This window comes from Methanolobus sp. ZRKC5 (assembly GCF_038446525.1).
Classification (GTDB): domain Archaea; phylum Halobacteriota; class Methanosarcinia; order Methanosarcinales; family Methanosarcinaceae; genus Methanolobus.
The window spans coordinates 1,433,144-1,452,278 of record NZ_CP151792.1 but is presented as its reverse complement, the minus strand read 5'-3'; the positions used below and the strand labels follow the sequence as shown (position 1 = coordinate 1,452,278).

At 39.3% G+C, this 19,135-nt stretch carries 23 protein-coding genes, 2 tRNA genes and 1 pseudogene; 12 read left to right on the top strand and 14 right to left on the bottom strand.

The features are described 5' to 3' along the window. Window positions 1-40: 40 nt before the first annotated feature. Window positions 41-340, bottom strand: coding sequence for an AAA family ATPase (locus WN948_RS07160; RefSeq protein ID WP_342306315.1), 300 nt, complete (start codon window positions 338-340; stop codon window positions 41-43). Window positions 341-622: 282 nt separating this feature from the next. Further along, the gene (locus WN948_RS07155) at window positions 623-805 is read right to left on the bottom strand and encodes a hypothetical protein (protein WP_342306314.1); all 183 of its coding nucleotides are present in this window, start codon (window positions 803-805) and stop codon (window positions 623-625) included. 93 nt (window positions 806-898) lie between these two features. Here WN948_RS07155 and WN948_RS07150 point away from each other — a divergent pair. Continuing rightward, a pseudogene (locus WN948_RS07150) lies at window positions 899-1,923 on the top strand (IS630 family transposase). 145 nt (window positions 1,924-2,068) lie between these two features. Here the strand turns inward: WN948_RS07150 and WN948_RS07145 are convergent. From WN948_RS07145 to WN948_RS07135, 3 genes are all read right to left on the bottom strand, one after another. Next, on the bottom strand, window positions 2,069-2,779 hold the full coding sequence (locus WN948_RS07145) for a DUF2254 family protein (protein WP_342306313.1): 711 nt from the start codon (window positions 2,777-2,779) through the stop codon (window positions 2,069-2,071). 81 nt (window positions 2,780-2,860) lie between these two features. Continuing rightward, a complete protein-coding gene (locus tag WN948_RS07140; protein WP_342306312.1) occupies window positions 2,861-3,199 on the bottom strand; it encodes a DUF86 domain-containing protein in 339 nt (112 codons plus the stop codon). After that, entirely contained in the window at window positions 3,196-3,501 is a 306-nt protein-coding gene (locus tag WN948_RS07135) for a nucleotidyltransferase family protein (RefSeq protein ID WP_342306311.1), read from the bottom strand. Before WN948_RS07135 ends, WN948_RS07140 begins: the two co-directional genes overlap by 4 nt. 145 nt (window positions 3,502-3,646) lie before the next feature. Between WN948_RS07135 and WN948_RS07130 the strand changes: the two genes are divergently transcribed. From WN948_RS07130 to WN948_RS07120, 3 genes are all read left to right on the top strand, one after another. Beyond that, a complete protein-coding gene (locus tag WN948_RS07130) occupies window positions 3,647-4,318 on the top strand; it encodes a winged helix-turn-helix domain-containing protein/riboflavin kinase (protein WP_342306310.1) in 672 nt (223 codons plus the stop codon). A 19-nt stretch (window positions 4,319-4,337) separates the two neighbouring features. Then, window positions 4,338-5,075: a 3,4-dihydroxy-2-butanone-4-phosphate synthase gene (ribB, locus tag WN948_RS07125; protein ID WP_342306309.1), complete on the top strand. Its 738-nt coding sequence runs from the start codon at window positions 4,338-4,340 to the stop codon at window positions 5,073-5,075. An 80-nt stretch (window positions 5,076-5,155) separates the two neighbouring features. After that, a tRNA-Pro gene (locus tag WN948_RS07120) sits at window positions 5,156-5,233 on the top strand. Window positions 5,234-5,365: 132 nt separating this feature from the next. Here WN948_RS07120 and WN948_RS07115 read toward each other — a convergent pair. Continuing rightward, window positions 5,366-5,773 (bottom strand): fasciclin domain-containing protein, encoded by a 408-nt coding sequence (locus tag WN948_RS07115; protein ID WP_342306308.1) that lies wholly within the window; start codon window positions 5,771-5,773, stop codon window positions 5,366-5,368. Window positions 5,774-5,910: 137 nt separating this feature from the next. On the opposite strand from WN948_RS07115, the gene WN948_RS07110 reads away from it, so the two are divergent. From WN948_RS07110 to WN948_RS07100, 3 genes are all read left to right on the top strand, one after another. Further along, window positions 5,911-6,819 (top strand): ABC transporter ATP-binding protein, encoded by a 909-nt coding sequence (locus WN948_RS07110; RefSeq protein ID WP_342306421.1) that lies wholly within the window; start codon window positions 5,911-5,913, stop codon window positions 6,817-6,819. Beyond that, window positions 6,816-7,607, top strand: coding sequence for an ABC transporter permease (locus WN948_RS07105; protein WP_342306307.1), 792 nt, complete (start codon window positions 6,816-6,818; stop codon window positions 7,605-7,607). Before WN948_RS07110 ends, WN948_RS07105 begins: the two co-directional genes overlap by 4 nt. 120 nt (window positions 7,608-7,727) lie before the next feature. Next, window positions 7,728-8,642, top strand: a complete 915-nt coding sequence (locus tag WN948_RS07100; protein WP_342306306.1) for a hypothetical protein — start codon at window positions 7,728-7,730, stop codon at window positions 8,640-8,642. Between the two features lies 1 nt (window position 8,643). Here WN948_RS07100 and WN948_RS07095 read toward each other — a convergent pair whose 3' ends face one another. The 3 genes from WN948_RS07095 to WN948_RS07085 all read right to left on the bottom strand — a co-directional run bounded on the left by WN948_RS07095 (window position 8,644) and on the right by WN948_RS07085 (window position 11,344). Next, complete coding sequence (locus tag WN948_RS07095) at window positions 8,644-9,387, bottom strand: MBL fold metallo-hydrolase (protein WP_342306304.1); 744 nt, start codon at window positions 9,385-9,387, stop codon at window positions 8,644-8,646. Between the two features lie 18 nt (window positions 9,388-9,405). Further along, on the bottom strand, window positions 9,406-10,677 hold the full coding sequence (locus WN948_RS07090; RefSeq protein ID WP_342306303.1) for an ATP-binding protein: 1,272 nt from the start codon (window positions 10,675-10,677) through the stop codon (window positions 9,406-9,408). Window positions 10,678-10,840: 163 nt separating this feature from the next. Beyond that, entirely contained in the window at window positions 10,841-11,344 is a 504-nt protein-coding gene (locus WN948_RS07085) for a hypothetical protein (RefSeq protein ID WP_342306301.1), read from the bottom strand. Window positions 11,345-11,421: 77 nt separating this feature from the next. On the opposite strand from WN948_RS07085, the gene rimI reads away from it, so the two are divergent. Beyond that, window positions 11,422-11,844, top strand: a complete 423-nt coding sequence (gene rimI / locus WN948_RS07080; RefSeq protein WP_342306300.1) for a ribosomal protein S18-alanine N-acetyltransferase — start codon at window positions 11,422-11,424, stop codon at window positions 11,842-11,844. 1 nt (window position 11,845) lies between these two features. On the opposite strand, the gene WN948_RS07075 is transcribed toward rimI, so the two are convergent. After that, on the bottom strand, window positions 11,846-12,505 hold the full coding sequence (locus WN948_RS07075) for an undecaprenyl diphosphate synthase family protein (protein ID WP_342306299.1): 660 nt from the start codon (window positions 12,503-12,505) through the stop codon (window positions 11,846-11,848). Window positions 12,506-12,532: 27 nt separating this feature from the next. Next, window positions 12,533-13,717 (bottom strand): redox-regulated ATPase YchF, encoded by a 1,185-nt coding sequence (locus tag WN948_RS07070; protein ID WP_342306298.1) that lies wholly within the window; start codon window positions 13,715-13,717, stop codon window positions 12,533-12,535. Between the two features lie 132 nt (window positions 13,718-13,849). Between WN948_RS07070 and WN948_RS07065 the strand changes: the two genes are divergently transcribed. Further along, window positions 13,850-13,921: transfer RNA gene (locus WN948_RS07065), tRNA-Arg, on the top strand. Between the two features lie 109 nt (window positions 13,922-14,030). Here the strand turns inward: WN948_RS07065 and WN948_RS07060 are convergent. Continuing rightward, complete coding sequence (locus WN948_RS07060) at window positions 14,031-14,486, bottom strand: hypothetical protein (RefSeq protein ID WP_342306297.1); 456 nt, start codon at window positions 14,484-14,486, stop codon at window positions 14,031-14,033. A gap of 37 nt (window positions 14,487-14,523) precedes the next feature. Continuing rightward, the gene (locus tag WN948_RS07055; RefSeq protein WP_342306296.1) at window positions 14,524-15,456 is read right to left on the bottom strand and encodes a hypothetical protein; all 933 of its coding nucleotides are present in this window, start codon (window positions 15,454-15,456) and stop codon (window positions 14,524-14,526) included. A gap of 232 nt (window positions 15,457-15,688) precedes the next feature. On the opposite strand from WN948_RS07055, the gene WN948_RS07050 reads away from it, so the two are divergent. Next, window positions 15,689-16,546 (top strand): rhomboid family intramembrane serine protease, encoded by an 858-nt coding sequence (locus WN948_RS07050; RefSeq protein WP_342306295.1) that lies wholly within the window; start codon window positions 15,689-15,691, stop codon window positions 16,544-16,546. Window positions 16,547-16,936: 390 nt separating this feature from the next. On the opposite strand, the gene WN948_RS07045 is transcribed toward WN948_RS07050, so the two are convergent. Continuing rightward, window positions 16,937-17,209, bottom strand: a complete 273-nt coding sequence (locus WN948_RS07045) for a hypothetical protein (RefSeq protein ID WP_342306294.1) — start codon at window positions 17,207-17,209, stop codon at window positions 16,937-16,939. Window positions 17,210-17,284: 75 nt separating this feature from the next. Between WN948_RS07045 and WN948_RS07040 the strand changes: the two genes are divergently transcribed. Together WN948_RS07040 and WN948_RS07035 are read left to right on the top strand one after the other, a co-directional pair. After that, window positions 17,285-17,967, top strand: a protein-coding gene (locus tag WN948_RS07040; protein WP_342303728.1) for an IS1 family transposase whose coding sequence is annotated in 2 segments (ribosomal slippage) — window positions 17,285-17,611 and window positions 17,614-17,967 — 681 coding nt in all. Because the reading frame shifts where the segments join, the coding sequence is not laid out codon by codon here. Between the two features lie 468 nt (window positions 17,968-18,435). Further along, on the top strand, window positions 18,436-19,131 hold the full coding sequence (locus WN948_RS07035) for a 4Fe-4S binding protein (RefSeq protein WP_342306293.1): 696 nt from the start codon (window positions 18,436-18,438) through the stop codon (window positions 19,129-19,131). Window positions 19,132-19,135: the final 4 nt, after the last annotated feature.

The following is a 19,135-nucleotide window of genomic DNA, read 5'->3' as shown; positions in this document are numbered from 1 at the left end:
TCTCAACTTTTTGTCAAGATTGCTATTGATAGTGTTTTTATCAGGCTGAATAGTTACCAAAAAAGTAAGTATTTCTTTCACCATAAAGCTCGAGAAGAATCTCCTGCATCATCTGGAAATCTTCAATTGTAAAATCAAATAACCTCTCATCGTCAAAGTTCACAAAATAACTCTCATGAAGATTCTCCTTCCTAACCTCTTCCATAAGCGTTGATTTCCTAACTTTACGAAGTCCTGCCACTATAACGATAAGATCTGACTTCTTACCTTTAACCTCATCCAACAACTCTCTTTTAACCAGTTCTTTCACATCTTTGATCTGATCGTTCTGTTCTTTCAACAGAATTTTTAGTTTATCTTTGTCCATACTTTTTGTTTGGAGGTGGTTGTTTATATACATTTGGTTTGGTAAACCAAATAAACACATGTTTATTACAATTAGTAAACCAAATATGATGTGGGCATAGTTGCCATTTCAAAAAAGATGTTCAAGGAAGAGTTTTGAAAACTTGAAAGCGACTTTGATATTGAATTCCAGGTACTGCAAAGAAAAGAGCTTGACCCATTCCACGAGGATCATTTAGGTTTGGTGGCACGGATTTTTGTGGATGAAGATTGAGGTTTAGTTCTCTTCTTCACTAAATATTTCACTATATTTAGTTTTTAAATTTGTGTGAGTTAGATATGATTTCTTTATTATATCTTCTATTTTTAATATTTTTGCTTCTTTTTGAATTTCATTAACTGCATGTATTATTATTTCCGATATGATTTTTTGCTTTTTGTTAATAGCTTTTTCTCCCATCGTTTCTAAAGTGTCTAATACTATAATAGTTGCATTTAGTAGATTATAGTTATTAACTAAACATTTATTACTTAAGAGATACAACTATTTTTCATGGCTAAACCAGAACAAATTCTGATAGAGCATCATCTTTCATTAGAGGAATTGCTTAAACATATTAAGTCGTTAGAGAAAGATACAAGAGTTCTACAACGTTTGTATTTTGTTAAACACCGTTATGAAGGTGCTTCAGTTAATGAAGCGGCTAAACTTGTAGGGATATCAAAACCCGTTGCATATCAATGGCAAGAACGGTGGAATCAAGACGGATATAAAGGTTTGAAACCCAGGTTTTCAGGAGGTTGCCCTTCAAAACTCACTAATGACCAAAAAGAAAAACTAAAGACCATGTTACATGAGCGTGATGACTGGTCAACAAAAGCAGTTCAGGAACTCATATATAATGAGTTTAAAGTTCAATACACCATTAAGCAAATATTAGTCATCTTGAAAAAGTTTGGCATGCATCATGGCAAACCCTATACACATGATCATCGAAGACCAGAAGACGCAGAAGACCGTTTAAAAAAAACTTACCATTAATCGATGATGGTTGCGTTATCGGCTTTCTTGATGAATCATCTCCACAAACAACATCAAATACAGTTCGTTTATGGTCTTTCAATAAACCTGTTATCTTCAAAAACACAACCAGGCTAAAAGCAAACTCCTTCGGGTTTTATGCATTGAATGGTAATTCAGTTATAAATTTTAAGGAACATTCAACCAAAGAAGATGTATGTTCATTTCTGTCAACTGTAAAAAACAGTAACATAGGAAAAAGAATTGTAATCATTCTCGACAATTTTAGATCACATCGAGCAAAAGATACATTGGATTTTGCACAGGCAAATGACATCGAATTGGTCTATTTACCTCCATATTCGCCAGACTTGAATCCAATAGAATTCATCTGGAAGAGCGTCAAAAGAATAATTTCTTGTAATTTTGTGAAAGATCTTGACCATATGAAAAATCTGATTGCTGAGACGTTTATTAGTTGTTCATCAAAGATTAGTTTCGCAAGAAAATGGGTAACTATTCAGCCTACCACAATTAGCCTATTGATACTGATTTAATCAAAACGGAGATGTTTGCTCACTAACAACCTAAGAATCAAAAAAGCAATCAATGGCAACAATCAAAATTAATGATCCTAATAAAATGTAGGTCTCAACTTTTTGTCAAGATTGCTATTGATAGTGTTTTTATCAGGCTGAATAGTTACGTATTTTCTTTTATTGATTTTAGCCCATTTCTTACGGTTTCGTTATCCTTTTTTTCTAAAGAGGAGTTTATAATGTCAACAATAGGCTGAATTGGATCATTCTCTTCAATTTTCCCATCCTCTTCCAAAGATTTGAGAATTTTATTCTTTGTAATATCCGCCGCCAACAATTTAATCACAGTAGAAGGCTTCAGCAAATCCAGAGTCTTCAACATATACGGCACAAGACAAACAAAAGCAAAGAACCCCATGAAATAAGCCACAAAAATAGCGCCCTCCATATTAATTCCATAAACGCCAAGCTCTACAACTTTGATCAATCCAAGTCCGTAGAAGATAGTGATAATGTAGATGTAGAGAAGTATCCACATGTCGGGGTTCCGTTTGTAGACATCAATTACCCTTGCGGAATAGGACTGGGCTGCGAGCTGTACGGCTACAAGGCTGAGTGTGATTACCAAGGCGATGGTGGCTGCGAGACTCTGGACGAGGGCGCTGAGTAGATAGCGTTCGTTGTCGTAGTTGATGTTGTTGTTTGGAAAGGTGAAATCAGGAAAAATGAACTCGAATATGCCGAAAATGAATGTGAATACTAAGGCTATGCTAGCGAATATCGAAAGATAGAACAGTGTCCTGTTTATCCATGCAGGTCGGTCAAAGAAATCTGCTAATTCATTACATTTCTCTTTCAGTTTATTAGGTAGCATGCCCACATAAAAATAAACAGTTTCAATAAATAAAACAGTATCGAAGTAATCTTTTTGACAGTGCCCTATTGAAAAACTGCTTCATTTAAGTTCTTCAAGGATTTGATGCATTTTTTCTTTTAGCTCAGGCAGATCATGCTGGACTATGTCCCACGTGAGTTGGAGATCAACACCAAAATATCCGTGGATAAGCTTGTCTCTGGTTCTTGCCATTTCACTCCACGGTACATCAGGATACTGTACTTTAAAGTCTTCAGGGATGTTTTTTGATGCTTCGCCTATAATCTCTATTCTTCTGATAGTTGCATCCTGAAGTTGAATATCTTCCAGAAAATCTTCTTTAGTTCTGCTATTAGTGAAGTCCTCTATCTTGTCGATAGAATCCACTATGTGCATCAAAAAGACTTCAGGGTCTTTCATAGTATCTTCACTTCTTCTTTGAGGATTCGTTCTTTGATAAGCGGGCTTATGGAATCATAGGTGACAACTTCGATTTTCCTGTTTGATTTCTTTTCAAGTTCCAGTTCTAACCTTGCGAGATCAAAAAGGCTTTTTCTGTCTTTAAAACGAACAAGAATATCGATATCACTATCTTCTCTTGCCTCGTTCCTGGCAAATGAACCGAAGATGCCAGCTTTATCAACGTCATTCTTGATAAGTATTGGAACAATTGTCTGTTTGTACTTGTTGATTTGATTCTCTGTTATTTTGTCAAAACTCATATTCATAACTCTATTAGTTATCATTCTTATTAAGTTTCATGTAGGAGTTCTTTCCAAAAAGTACAAGTTTCTCAAATCAAAACCTTTATCTATGCCTTCTCATAAATGAGATACTACTCAAATATGAGATTCAGGTGACAAGGCAATGTACGGAACAACATCCCTGAAAAGACTGGCACTGCTTGGTGCGATCGATAACCCTGTGAAAATATCTTCCAGTGAGTTCATGCATCACATATCTACCAGCTCCCAAACCGCTGCAAGGGTGCTTAAACAGCTTGAAGAGGATGGTTATATTTCCAGACAGCTTGTTGCAGGGGGACAAATGATCCAGCTTACCAATGCCGGTGTCGAGCTTCTCAAAAAAGAGTATGTCGATTACCAGCAGATATTCTGCAAAGGCCACGATGACCTGGAACTTTACGGACAAGTAATAACAGGTCTTGGAGAAGGGCAGTACTACATTGCAAAGGACGGCTACATGTCCCAGTTCAGGGACAAACTTGACTTCAAACCATTCCCCGGAACGCTCAATGTGAGACTCACAGACCAGAGTGCCCAGATGCGCGATAACATGGATTTCCTCCAGCCTCTCACTATCCACGGTTTCAGTGATGGTGAGCGTAGTTTTGGCGGAGGGAAGTGCTATCCGGTAGAAATCGAAGGAATAAAAGCTGCTGTCATCATACCTGACAGGTCACATTATCCGGCAGACCTTCTGGAAATAATCGCACCTGTAAAGCTGCGTGAGATGCTCGGGATAAGCGATGATGATGAAGTTAAGATAGTAGTGAAGAACCCTCAAAAATGTAATTGATGATCGAGAAGCGATAAATGTGAGTGATAACATGGATTCAGGTGCAAAAGAATACAGTGAGAATATACAGAGAGCCATCAAAGCTCTTCAGAACGGTGAAATGATCCTCCTTTTCGATCTTGAAGGACGTGAAGCTGAGACTGATTTCACAATTCCTGCAAATGCTGTAACTCCCGAGGCTGTCAGATGGATGCGTAAAGACGCAGGCGGTCTTATGTGTGTGGCCCTGGATTCCGAAGTATCTGAAAAGCTAGGTCTTCCTTTCATTGCTGATATCATGAGGGATGCAACCCAGTGCAACACTTCCCTTGAAAAGATTGTGGAAAAAGGTGGCGACCTCAAATATGATTCACGTTCCTCATTCTCTATCTGGGTAAATCACAGAGACACCCGTACCGGAATTCCTGACAACGATCGTGCACTTACCATCAACAAACTGGGCGAGATAGTCGACAGGACACTCAGCGGAGAAGATGTTCACTTTGGCAGCGAGTTCAGGACTCCCGGACATGTTGCAACCCTGCGTGCTGCAAAAGGACTTGTTCATGAACGCATGGGTCAGACAGAACTTTCCATTGCACTTGCAAAAATGGCTGGTATAACTCCTGCAATGGTTGTCTGTGAAATGCTGGATGACAATACCGGCAGGGCTCTTGAGAGGCCGGACGCAGAAAAATACGGTGTTGACCATAACCTTGTGTTCGTTGACGGTGAGGAAGTAGTCGAAGCCTATGATATCTGGCTGAGTTCTCAGTAACTCCCTTTTCGTTATTCTTTCGAACCTTCTATTTTCGGAAACACTAAAATACTGTAATGTATATTTAACAACAATCCTGCGGGACTGTAGGGTAGCCTGGTCCATCCTGTTAGGCTGGGGGTCTAGCGACTGGAGTTCAAATCTCCACAGTCCCACCAATTTCTACTGTTGATTTATGAGGTATTACACGTAGTGTCATGCCTTTTCTCGCGCTCCAGAAGCGTCATCTGGGTTTTTAATCTCCACAGTCCTACGAATTATTTTTTTAAAAAAGGCTGGTTCTGAAAGTTTTATGGAACCAGAATTTCGTCAATTGCGTGGATCATCCCATTACTGCATTCAATATTAGCCTCGATTATATTCGCAGTATCGACTTTTATGCTATCCGTGGCAGTGATCTTCAGTTTGTTTCCACTTACGGTTTCAAGTTCTGTAAGTCCTGCAAGGTCTTCTGTAGTATATTTTCCTTCCACGATGTGATAGTTGATAATGCCAAGCAGGTAGCCATGGTCATCAAATGATTCATCTACGACTTCATCTGGTATTGGTCCGAAAGCTGTTTCCACCGGTGCAAAAATGGTGAATGGTCCTTCGTTGCTGTACTTATTTGTGAGCTTGAGTTTCTCTGCGGCTTTCAGGAGGGTCGAAAAAGATCCCTTCTCTTTTGCTGTTGCTATCAGGTTCTTCATTTCAGTCATTTTCAATCCTCTTATTCTATCAAACCTATGTCCTTTATTGTTAAAAAATGGTTTGAATACATATATGACCTTACAAAAAGGTTCCAATCGAAATAATTAATACAGAGTCATTACAACTCTTTTAAAGGTGGTAACAAATAGCTCCGATAATTGTAGCAAAAGACCTGCAAAAATCATTCAAAGACCTTGCAGCTGTAAACAGTATAAGTTTTAATATTGATGAAGGTGAGATGTTCGGCTTTCTCGGGCCGAACGGAGCGGGCAAGACCACTACCATGCGCATGATTCAATGTGTTTCTCCGGTAACCGCAGGTAAGCTCGAGGTTCTTGGGATGAATGTTGCAACTCACCAGAGGGAAATAAAATCATTTATGGGAGTCGTTCCTCAGGAGAATAATCTCGACGGGGATTTTACAGTCTATGAGAACCTGCTGGTTTATTCAAGATACTTTGATATTCCACGTGAAGAAGCAGAAAAAAGGGTTGAGGAGTTACTGGATTTTGTGCATCTCCAGGAAAAGAGGGATGTTATGACAGAAAGCCTGTCAGGCGGTATGAAACGCAGGCTTGTCCTGGCAAGAGCACTAATAAATCAACCCAGACTTTTGATACTTGATGAACCAACCGTTGGACTCGATCCACAGGCTCGGCATCTCATATGGGACAAGCTCCGCGGGCTCAAAAAACAGGGAGTTACTATTGTTCTCACATCACACTACCTCGATGAGGTGGAAAAACTTTGCGACAGGCTGGTAGTAATGGACAATGGTAAAATACTGGTAGAAGGCAGCCCTCGTGGAGTAATTGAGGAGTTTATAGGTTCGGACATAATTGAGGCAGAACACAACCCTCAACTTCTGGAATGTCTTGAGAAAAAGGAAGCAAGCTACGAAGTTATCGGTGATATTGTTCACATTTATCCTGACAATGCCATGGAGCTATCTGAATTTCTCCTTATGGAATGTTCCCTCTCCAAGATAAGCGCAAGGCCGGCGACACTTGAAGATGTCTTCCTTAAACTTACAGGCAGGAGGCTTCGGGAATGAAGATGGCCGATTATTTCGCAATTCCAAGTATAAGTTCCAGATCATATAAGGTCTGGCAGCGGAACAAAGATGTCTTCATGAAAGATTTAAAACTGAATTTCCTTCCTCCTTTCCTTGAACCTATAATGTATCTGATAGCACTGGGTTTTGGCCTCGGTAAATTCATTGAGAGTATTGATGGTGTCCCGTATGCCAAATTCATCGCTCCTGCACTCATAGCTGTTTCAGTTATGTATGCAGCATTTTTCGAGTGCAGTTACAGTTCATATGTCAGGATGTACTACCAGAAAACATTCGATGCTATCATTGCAACACCCCTGACGATTGAGGATGTGATAGCAGGTGAGCTTCTCTGGGGAGCCACCAGAAGCACGATAAACGCAACTGTAATGATACCTGTGATAGCTCTTTTTGGTCTTATCGATCTGAAATACTCACTTCTCATAATTCCGTTCGCATTTCTTTGCGGACTTCTATTTGCAGCTATTGGCATGTGTTTTACTGCGATAACTCCCAATATAATGTCTCTTAGCTATCCGATACTTTTGTTCATAACCCCAATGTTCCTTTTCAGTGGAACTTTCTTCCCTCTAAGTGCTCTTCCGGCACCGGTGCAATATTTTGCAGTTGCCTTTTTACCACTAACTCACATGGTAAATGTCATAAGATCCCTGTCATTCGGGATATTGAGTTCATCCTTATTGTTTGATATTGTGTGGATCCTGTTTGCAAGTGTAATTCTGCTGATACTTTCGATAAATCTCATGAAGAAGAAACTGATAGTCTGAATAACTGTTAAGTTAAAACGCGACATATGTCAAATCACAGAGCGCCATGAATGTATTTATTCAATGGTAACAGAATGTGTAGCGATAGGTTCATAAAATAAATCATCAATTGGTGTAACAATGAAAAAATACTTGATCCTGGTATTGTGCCTTTTCGGTCTTGTGATCTTTGCAAGTGGCTGCATTGATGATCTTGTACCGGTAAAAGATGAAGGTACTCAGCCGGAGTTATCTGCATACGAGTTTGAGGTTTTCCTGAATGATAGTTATGATGAAGGAAATTTAACTCCGACTCACACATTCTATCTTTCAAAGAACGGGTCTGCAAAGGTAGTTTCAATAGTTGAGAACGAATCTGTTATTGATATAATCCCTCTGGAAGATTTGAGCACTTCAGACGATGAAGTTGTAAGTAATATTGTTGTACTAGGGGACCTTTCCAACAAAACCAATGCAACACCGGAAAAGTTTACTGATTTTTCACTGATGGAAGGAGCTTCTGAGATTAATTATACAATTTCAGAAGATGTTATTCGTGGACAAAAGCATGTGTTCATTACATTTGAAGCACCAATAACCGGATTTGTGGCTTATACAATGTCAACACCACTGGGCCAGGATTTCATATACATCACAACACCTCCGTCTGTAGTTCGTTTTGTTTTGCCAGAGGGGTATACCACTGGTAATCCTCTTATAGGCAAGCCCAAGCCCTCTCCAGATGCTTTATATCTTGATGCATCTAATCGTGAAAACCTTGTGTGGCACAATGAACTGGAAACAAATGGTTTCCTGAGCATGCTTGGCAGATATTCTGCGGAAGAACAGGCAGAAATAGAGCCGGTTCCAAAACTCATCACAGCTAAATTCTACACAACATCAGCACCAACAGGTCTCAGCGTTGCTGCGGCTATTCTTGGTATGATTGCATTTTTTGTCTTTTTCAGGTATAGGCTTCAAAAGAGAACACTGGAAAAAATTCGAAGTGATATCGAGAAACAGGTAGTCGTTCCCAAAAATAAAGGAAAAGATTGAATCAAAGGTATTCAAAAACCATGCCATCATATCCAAGTGGATATTCTTTGACTGCCTCGTCATGGGGCTTAAAGAAATGGCTAAGGTGTGTGAATACGACTTTTTTGGCTTTAATTTCCTGAGCAAGGTCCATAGCTTCTGCCGTATTCATGTGCTTTTTGACCTCTACAGTAGGCGGAACAATAGCATCAGCAATTAACAGATCAGGTTCCATGATAGTATCAATACTCTTTTTAGGAATATCCCTTTGTGTATCTCCTGTGATAACCACTTTTGTATTGCCATCTCGTATCATAACACCGATAGATCTCTTAACGGGTGGGTGTATTACCTCAAAAAGAGTGAATTCCAGGCCAATGAGCTCAAAAGGTTCATACATGTTCCTTTCATGCTTTTTAGGCCGGAGGAACTGCAGATAATCAAGAATATATTCCAGTGTTTCAGTTAGTCCGTAAACATCCACATTGTACTGAACCCTGTGAAATTCGGCAAAACCTGCAAAATGGTCATAATGACCATGTGTCCAGATTACTCCGTCAATGTGTTTTGTCCCGGTTTTAAGCAGCTGGTATCGAAGATCTGGACCGGTGTCTATCAGTACCGTTCCCTCCGATGATTCTACAAGGATTGCAAATCTGGTTCTCTGGCTTTTACCGCCGTTATGTGCATCCTGGCATGTAGGACAATTGCAACCAATAACAGGGGTGCCGGTGGCATCTCCTGTTCCAAGAAGTGTTATCTTCATGAATTGTCCTGCATTTGCTCAATCTTCATATTCATTGGTTTTGATGACCGTTCTCTCATCGAATGCTGCGATTGCATTGAGCATGTCTTTTTGTGTAAGCTCGGTTCTCTCTGTTACAAGTGCAGTAAGCACTCCTTCTCGGATGACCATGCGCAGGTCCGAACCACTATAACCATGTGTCAGAGCTGCCATTTCCGCTGTATCAAAGTCTCCTTTGATCTCTTTTGTAACAATGTCAAGTATCTTCTTGCGCATGTCCACATCAGGCAACGGGAATTTCATAATTTCATCAAAACGTCTCCATGCAGCAGAATCAAGCATCTTGGGGTGGTTTGTCGCAGCCAGAAGAAGCACACCGTCTGTTGTAAGGCTGATGTCATCAATGGCCTTGAGTAAGGTGTTCACGGCTCTTTTAAGGGCTGCATGTTCATCAGACGAACGCGTCTTTGCGACAAAATCAAATTCGTCAATAAAAAGTATACACGGACTTAGTTTTTTGGCGAGTGAAAAAACCCTGTCTATATTCTTCGCAGTCTCTCCCAGATACTGATCTGTTATCATTGAGAGCCTGACCTCCACAAAAGGACTTGAAAGGTGCTCTGACATTGCTTTTGCAAGTGATGTCTTACCTGTTCCGGGAGGGCCGACCATTAGTATCTTACCTACGTCATAAAGACCAATATGCTTGAGGTAGTCCCTGTATTGTATTGCCTTGACTATCTTCTTTGTTTCTTCTTCCTGTTCATGTGTAAGAATAAAGTCTTTCATTGTCTGGCGTATATCCTCCGGCGCGCTGATCTGTACCAGTTTTAGCATATCAGGTCCGCCTTCCTCCTTTTCAATATCTGCTATCAGAGACTCTATCCATTCTCTGTCAACTTCTTTTGGCCTGACCTTTGATTTTGCACTGGTGTAGTCTGCACCATCGGTTTTATTTTTCTCGTAATAAAAAGCAAGAACCGGATTGTGTGATATTCTTTCCCGGTTCTCATCTTTTTTCTGGAACCATTCTGCTCCAACTTCAAGAGCGGTTATCTTTGCGGAAAATTCCATGTCATCGATTTTGACAAAAGGAACTGATACTGATCTGTTATCTATGTTCTCAACACCAAATATCTTTTCAAGATCAATAACACTAACCCTTATAGGCTTTGGAACTGTTTTGTGATCCCTGCTCCAGTAATATTTACGTATATCCTTGGGCAGATCACTCACATCCATTTCGGGATATTTGCTATATATTTGTGCTGTAAGTAGCAGTTCCACAATATCGAGGGTTATATCGGACATATTCATACCTGATTAAATTATTTATTAATTGGAAGTTAACTATTCAGACATTACATATTATACATCTTTTTAGATATATTTTTTGTATACTCCTACTAAATATATTCTTTAAATATTATTATGCTCGCCATGTATCTGATCTATTTTTGAAGAACAGACCAGCTTATACAAGCCGGATAACATCTTTTGAAGGTGAGTATATCTCTCCTGCCTGCATCATCTTTTTGATAACGTCATCAAATCTGTCTTCATCAATGTCCCTGGCTATGACCATTTTTTTTAGATCACCATAAAACATCTGTTTATTATTGGATTGGAGTACTTCAAGTATTAAATCATCTGCATTTTTCATTTTCTGACATTTTCGCTTGTCAATAAAACATGCAGCCTTTTCATCAATCTCCTCACCAAATATCTGATGCTCGGTTCTGGAAACACTCTCATTTTCAGCCTGTATGGTGTATGTTTCGTTCTCTATTATACTGGCCTGTACCTGTGTCCTGAAGGATCTTGCTTCGTTAAGGTCTTCTGATGAAAAGAAGATACGCAACTTTCTGACCATTAGTGTTGCGCTGCACCTCTGGCAACGAGTGGTCTTTGAACTTTCAAGTTCAATGATCTGTGCATTCTTCCTGCATTTTGTACATATAATGACCCCGTATACCATCGGCAGCTTTTTAGTATGTATCCTATAAATAGTAAGCCTCACAGAGAAGAGGACCAAAAAGTAAATTCAATGATACAATGATACGAAGAGCATTGGTTTCTGACATTCCTGAAATTGTTGAGATAGAGGATTGTTCCTTTGAAGTTCCCTGGCCGGATTTTCTTTTCAAGGCCCATCTTAGTAATCCGGGTTTTCTTGTTTATGAGGGAGACAGGGTACTTGGTTATGCAATAGTTGGGTCATCAGAAGATAAAAGAAAAGCTCATTTACAGAGCATTGCAGTTCATAAGGAATGCCTGCGGCAGGGAATTGCCAGCAAACTGCTTGAATGGTGCATTGACCTTGTGAAGCTTTATGGCTTCAATAAAATGATGCTTGAAGTGAGAGAGTCTAATGTAACTGCTCAACTTTTCTATTCAAATAATGGTTTTCTGGTTGAGGGAAAAATAGATGGCTACTATCTTGATGAAAATGCCATTGTAATGGGCAGGGAAATCTGATCTATTTACCAAATCTTCTCTGACGCTTTTGAAAATCCCTTATTATCCTGATTATATCCAGTTTCCTTACGTTGTACCAGTTGACATCAGTGAAGTAAAATTCGGAATAGACCGTTTGCCATATCAAAAAATCAGATAGGTGCTTTCCTCCTGAACGAATGAATATGTCAGGTTCGTGTTTCATCACCAGATGGGATTCGATATCTTTTTCGCTTATTTCTGAGGCTTTGATCTTCCCTTCTTTTACATCTTTCAGTACGGAAATGACTGCATTTGTAACTTCCCTGCGTCCTCCAAAACCAACAGAAACATAGACTTGAAATCCTTTTCCTTCTTTTTTTGAGCAGCTTTTTCCGCTTTCTTCGTATATCTCGTATCCTATATCATTAGGTATTTTTAAAAGGATCTCGTTGAGTTTCACGGTTAACTTTTCTATCATTTCAGATTTGAGCTTTTCCTCGGTGTCCAGTACATCGACGTAGATACTGGTCCTCTTTATTCCAAGTTGCTTGCACCAGAGGATATAATCTTTTATTTTCCTGAAACCGCCTTTTTCCAGCAGGTCGGTTTCAGAAAGTGCCAGAGAAACATGCTCAGGGCTGGGATACTTCGTGACCTGCTGTAGTAAATGCTTCTCATAGATGGAAGTTACAAAGCTCATGTATTATCCTGACACTTTATTTTGTTTTTATTTTGCAGTGGAAACTATCTTAACAACATCCCCGTCATTGAGTTCGTGCTTTTCTCCAAGTCGCATTTTTGTTTTCCCATCTACTGCATAGAGGAATCCTTCTCCGATATCTGAATGGATCTTGTAGGCGAAGTCATGGGCATTTGAACCTTTTTTCATGAGGAATGCATCAGGTAGTACTCTTCCATTCTTATCGGTCCATTTTCCTTCATCTTCTACAGGATAGACGATTATGAGGTCGAGAATTTCGAAAACAGCGTTGTTGATACATTTTTGTATGCCTGTACCGTCCATTTTCTGTACAAGGGTGCGTACGTTCTCAAGTCCCTTTTTCTGGGCGGCGTTGAGTTCTTCAGACTGGATGCTGAAGTCATTGTCTCCTGGTTCATATTTTATGGCTTGGCTCTTGGCTGCTGATCTCAGGGCAAGCTCCGCGGCCGCACTTGTGGCTACTACCATCTGGTCAAGTGCCTGTAGGTTAGTTACATTCTCCGGTGGCGCAACATCTGTTTTGTTGGCGGCGATTATCATTGGTTTGCTCAGAATGCGGACTGCGTCACAGAAACTGATTATGTCTTCATCGGACCATTTAGTAAGATGGTTCCTGTCCAGTTTGCATTTGTTAAGGGCGGCATTGACCTGTGGCTCATCCACTCCTGCCCCGGCAAGCTGGTCTGCGAGTATGTGCTCTATTGAGAGTCCTTCCGCCTGTATCTTGCGTGAGAGTTTGGTCCAGTTTCTCTTGACGATGCTATAGATCCACATGGTGAGTTCATGGTTGAGAAAATCAATGTCGCCAAGTGGGTCGTGGTCGCCGATATCAACCGGATTACCTTCTATGTCAGTGCCACCTGAGGCATCGATCACATGGATGATTGCCTGTGCCTGACGAAGATCATCAAGGAAGGTGTTACCAAGCCCGCGCCCCTGATGTGCATCAGGTACAAGACCTGCCACGTCTATGAGCTCGATAGGAACGTAACGTATTCCATCAGAACAGTTGCCACAACGCTTGTCGCGGCTTACGCAGGGGCACTCCGCCCTTACGTATGTTACTCCTTTGTTTGCATGAATGGTTGTAAATGGATAATTTGCTATCTCCACGTCTGCCAGTGTTGCAGCCTTGAAGAATGTGGATTTCCCTGCATTGGGTTTCCCTGCAAGTCCTATTGTCATCGACATGATTAGTAATCACTTTTGAAGGATTTAACTGTTATTGATTGCAAGCCCTGAATAACTCCCTTTCCAAGCTCAAATCCTCCATTCCATTGATAATCTTTATATTGGATTAATACGTTGGAGAGGACACATAGCGTCTCGGTAGGGTAGAGGATATCCTTGGGGCTTGCGGAGCCTTAGACCCGAGTTCGATTCTCGGTCGGGACGTACTTTTTTTTTGATTTAGTAGCCTTTTCCTTTTGAAGAGTTAGTTGGTTATGATTTTGAAATAAAGTTTTGCAGAATAATGATTAGCCTTAGGTGATATTCTAATTACTCAATCGATGAGAACGAACATAAGAATAAGCAGCATTCCAAAAAAAACCGAAACCCAAAGAAATGCTCTTGTCCTCTTTGAAGCAAAATAGCCCATTGCTCCACAGATAAGAGCAGGGATTGCAAGATCAATGAAAGTCGTGATCTGCAACCAGTAACCTGTACCTGTCATTATGAAATGCGGGTCTAACAGTTCCAGAAGGATATCTGAATAAAGGTTGTAGAGAGGGATCAAAAAGACACCTGACAGTGTAGAAGTCATCTCATCCCCTGTAGTGTACCCATAATAGATAATGAGTGCTGCCGGGACACCGAAGATAATGGTGGTCATCAGGATATGCAATATTATATCTTCCATGATTGGAGAATACAGCTTATATCCCACGTCCATCAACGCAGGCAATAATGGATGTAAGATTATAATTGCTGCTGATACTATGGATCTGTTTTTGTCCATAAAACTCCCCTAAAATAAAAAAGGTGGATGGGCCACCTCATGATGCAGTTATCACAGTAGCATTCCCATCGTTGTATGCACGGTACTTGTTTGTGTATTCATTGTCAAGGAAACACTCATCATGACTAACAGTCCAGCCTACATCGTAAAAACTGGCAACCTCTTCTTCTACACCTTCGTAGTCAATGGCCTGGTGGCCGAGTGGCCATTCAAAAACACCATCATCACAATGAGCATTTGCAATAACAACAACATCTGTATTTGTAGATATTTCCCACAAACGTGTATGATTTCCACCGAATATCCGATATCTGCTTTCAGCCACACCATCGTCAGCTATCCAGCGCCGTTCTGACCGGTCATAGACATAATGTGTGTACTCCGATGGGTTGCTAACCCAGTCACCTTCATTCACTAGCACACCTTCAACTGTGGATATAGTAGTCTCTCCCCACATCAGATTTATCGGATCTTCCCTTACATACCACCAGAGTATCTTTGACCAGGTCCACTGAGGACCATTATAGTCATCCCACCATTGGTATGGTTCACTCTCAAGTGTCATGACCAGCGATGTTTTTGTCGTGTGAACCTTTTCTTCTCCTTTTTCCAACTTGAAAGTCCCGTCTTTTTTGGTCTTCAGGATCAGTTCATTCTCTTTAACGGTCAGTTTATCCCCATCATTGTTCATCATGACAGTTCCGGTTTCTAGGGGGATCTTCTTCTCTTTGTTAAATTTGTCGATCCCTGTCTTTTTCTTCAGTTCATTACCGGAATATATCTCATTTATTTCCAGGTATCCTTCTTCATACTTGTATATCTGCGTTAATTTAACATTCTTTACAATATGGTCTTTAGTCCATTTCTCCATAGATTTTTCTGGAGTAGCGTCCACAATTAGTACAAAAGTAATGCTTACCAATATTATTGCAGCAAGCAATATGACCAATTGCGGGCTTTTAGCTTTCATATTTAACCCTCTCCCAGTTGATTTTAATATCATGGGCAAAATCAGCAAAATGTGTTAAAGCTCAGCTAGATGCTGCTATTAAACCACGAAGTTGATACCATTTTATAAAACATGCCAACTCCCACCCAATATTATTATTGGATATATTGAATTATATCGCTATTGGTGAAAGTTTATTTGGTAACGAATCAACCCAAAAGCATATTTACAGTCAAATTAAAATACATTTTAAATGTCAGGGTCTATAAAGTGCCATATTGAAAGTTTTTATTTAACATCTTTGTTTTCTGCAAACTGGAAAAAGAGTGACTGGCTATTTTATTTTTTACTGGTTCCGGCAGTTCTGGTCTTCATATTTTATCTTCCTGTCAGCCTGAAAGAAACATATTTCATCCTGTACCCTTCAAAGATAACACTGTATTCGCTTTTTCTCTCAAATTATGTGCATAATGACCTGACACATTTATTGGGTAATTTAGTTTCTTATCTAACACTTTGTTTTTTAATTTTCAATCTTGAAACAAATAAACGTAACTTCTATGTGTACTCGATACTCATGTTTCTGGTTTTACCCTGGATAATATCAATTGTATCTATGAACATGATTGGCCCTAACACAACATATCAGGGTTTTTCAGGACCTGTCAGCTCGTTGTTCGGCTATCTGACATATGTGGTCTATAGATTTCTGAAAGAATACTGCTTCAAGAGCATTGATCTCACATTCCTTTTCCTGATAGTTATTATGAATCTCTTACTGGTCCTTGGGAATATTCCCTCTCAACTATTCCAGTACATATTCATAGTTACATTTGCATTGATATTGGTCTACCTGCAAAAGGATGTCATTGCAGAAGTTATCAAGAAGAATTTAGATGTCAGGAATTGGTTGAGATGTTTTCCTAATTTCAAACAATTGTACATTATGGGATTATTCATTGGAACCTTAGATTACATATTGATCCTGCCTGTTCTGGTTCCTCAAGAGATAATGCGGGACGGTGCTATTGTCAATTCTGTTGGTCACTATACAGGTTACTTTTTTGGGATTTTCATTCCTCTACTTATTTTGGCAACTTCTAAGAAATAATCGTAAATGTACAAACTGCAGGCTGACTACTTTCCTCAAAAAGAGATAGCCTGAATTTTCTTCCAGTGGATTGGTAAATGAACATAATCTCTTTGAGTGTCTGGAAGAATGTATTATTATACCTGCTATGGCATTTTTTCTCAAAATTCAATTAGCAGAGTTTTGATACTGGCAGGAGGTTGGTTGTTGTAGGGTTGCTGCCTCGCTTTAGAAATACAGGTGTAACGGTATGATGTGTAGCAATGTTCCATATCATCTTGAATTAAGGACATGAATAAACTGAAGTTTTACTTGAGCGGTAATTGATCTTCCCTGTCGGTACTATCGATGGGATCGTCCATGAAAGATATTTAAGACATTGTGTGTGGATAACATATAATTGGAGCTTTTTTAAACATAGTTCTGTTCCAGTTGTTCTGCTACATCTATTATAACAGCATTTCCAAGAGTTTCAGACTGAATTTTTGCACTGGCTATTATAGAAATGACGCTTGAAATTAATTCATCCTTACTGCTTGTATATTCTAAAATAGGGTCCGATGTTTCATCAGAAGACATAGCCATTATGTATTCTTCACCCTCATATTCAGTAACATATAGTTGAATTATTTTATCAACATTTATGAATGAACCATTCAGTGTCGTAATGTAGACTGTATACATTTGAATCTCCCCATTAACTATTATGGGCTTTGGTAATTAAACATCGTTATATAATATGATGGCCTCTTTTTATATATGAATTGTCCAAAGTGTAAGAGTTCCAGTCATAAGAAGAACGGTAGGATTGATGGTCGACAACGCTACAAATGCCATGATTGTGGATACAACTATTCAGTAGATATAAAATCCACCGCTAGCCCCGTATCTGTTAAGCGACAGGCTTTACAACTCTATCTGGAGGGGTTGGGATTTCGTTCAATTGGACGTTTTTTGGGCGTTAGTCATGTTTCTGTTCAAAAATGGATTCGAAAATTTGGTAGTGAATTAGAGGATCTAAAAAGTGAAAATGAGATTTCTGTTGTGGAATTGGACGAGATGCATACTTATATTGGGAATAAAAAAACTACTGCTGGATATGGATTGCTGTTGATAGATATGGGAAGAAATTCATCGATTGCTCTTTTGGCAGCAGAGGAACAAAAACAGGACAAAAACTCTGGAAAAAGTTAAAGACAAAAGAGGTTGGGGAAGTAATGACGGATTATTGGAGGGCATATGCCAAGTTAGTCCCCAGAAACATCCATACTCGATCAAAAGCAGAAACATATACTGTTGAAGGATACAACAGCATATTTAGGCATTTCCTGGCAAGACTAAGGAGAAAGTCAAAGTGTTATACTAAAAGTCTTGAAATGCTAAAAATCTCCGTTTTGCTCTTGATGAAATATAGGAATAAAGAACTAGCTATGTTTAATTAACAATGCCCTATTATGTTGTATATTAATTCATAAAGTTTGTCAATGGTTCTGATTAGAATATAATCTAGGTTTCAAGCGGAATTAGTCAATTTATAACACTTATTTTTCCGATTATACAAACTAATAGGAAATTATTTTCCTTTGGGTTTGCATGACTGCTGTAAATCCGAGATTATTTATACGCAAAAATGGGTTTTTTGAAATGATGTTTGAAGTTTTCCTTTAATTGGCGGAATGGGAAATAGGGCTCTGTAGAAATCCTCTAAATTATGGGACAAATAACCGTATGCAATTATTCAAAATGTACTCGATGATATTGATATAATTTGTTAAATTAAGTCCACAAATACTGATTTTGGTAGGTTTTCTACAGAGCCGGAAATAGTAAAATTTATATGCAGCAAGTTAGTTGTATCTACAACCATTATCCTATAAATATAGCGACTTCTTTTCAAAAGGAGATTAAAAATGACAGAGACCAATCTTACAAAAATTATAAAGGATATGGCTTTTGAACTGGGTGCTGATTTTATTGGTATCACTGACAAATCATGCTTTGAAAATTTAGATTATACAGGAAACAAACCTCAGGATGTAATGAAGGGGTTGAAGTCAGTAATAGTTCTGGGAGTTTCTGTACCACGGGGGGCTTTTGAAACGTTGCCCAAGGGCAGGGGTGAATATACAAATACACTTATGGCAGCTACAGCCACATTAAGAATCATTGCATTCCAGCTGGCTAAGCATATTGAAAAAGAAAGTTATATGGCAACAATTGCTCCGAGCGAGGGAAGCGAATACGGTTACTGGTATGCCGATCGTGAGACGCTAAAGGGTGTTCTTTCTTTCAAATATGCTGCTTATCAGGCAGGGATTGGAAACTTTGGCATGAACCATCTTCTGATTACAAAAGATTTTGGACCAAAAGTACGCATGACTTCTATACTGACAGATGCACCATTTGATTCTGAAGAAAAGATAGAACTTCCACTTGTCAATGATGCATGCAGTAAGTGCATGAAGTGCATCGAGATATGTCCGGTTGATGCCCTTACAGAAGAAGGAATTATTCACAGGGAAAAGTGTGCTGAGTATATGTTCAATGATCTTGGTGGACTTCGATGTGGACTCTGCATCAAAGTATGCCCTTTGAACCAGTTCTAATTAT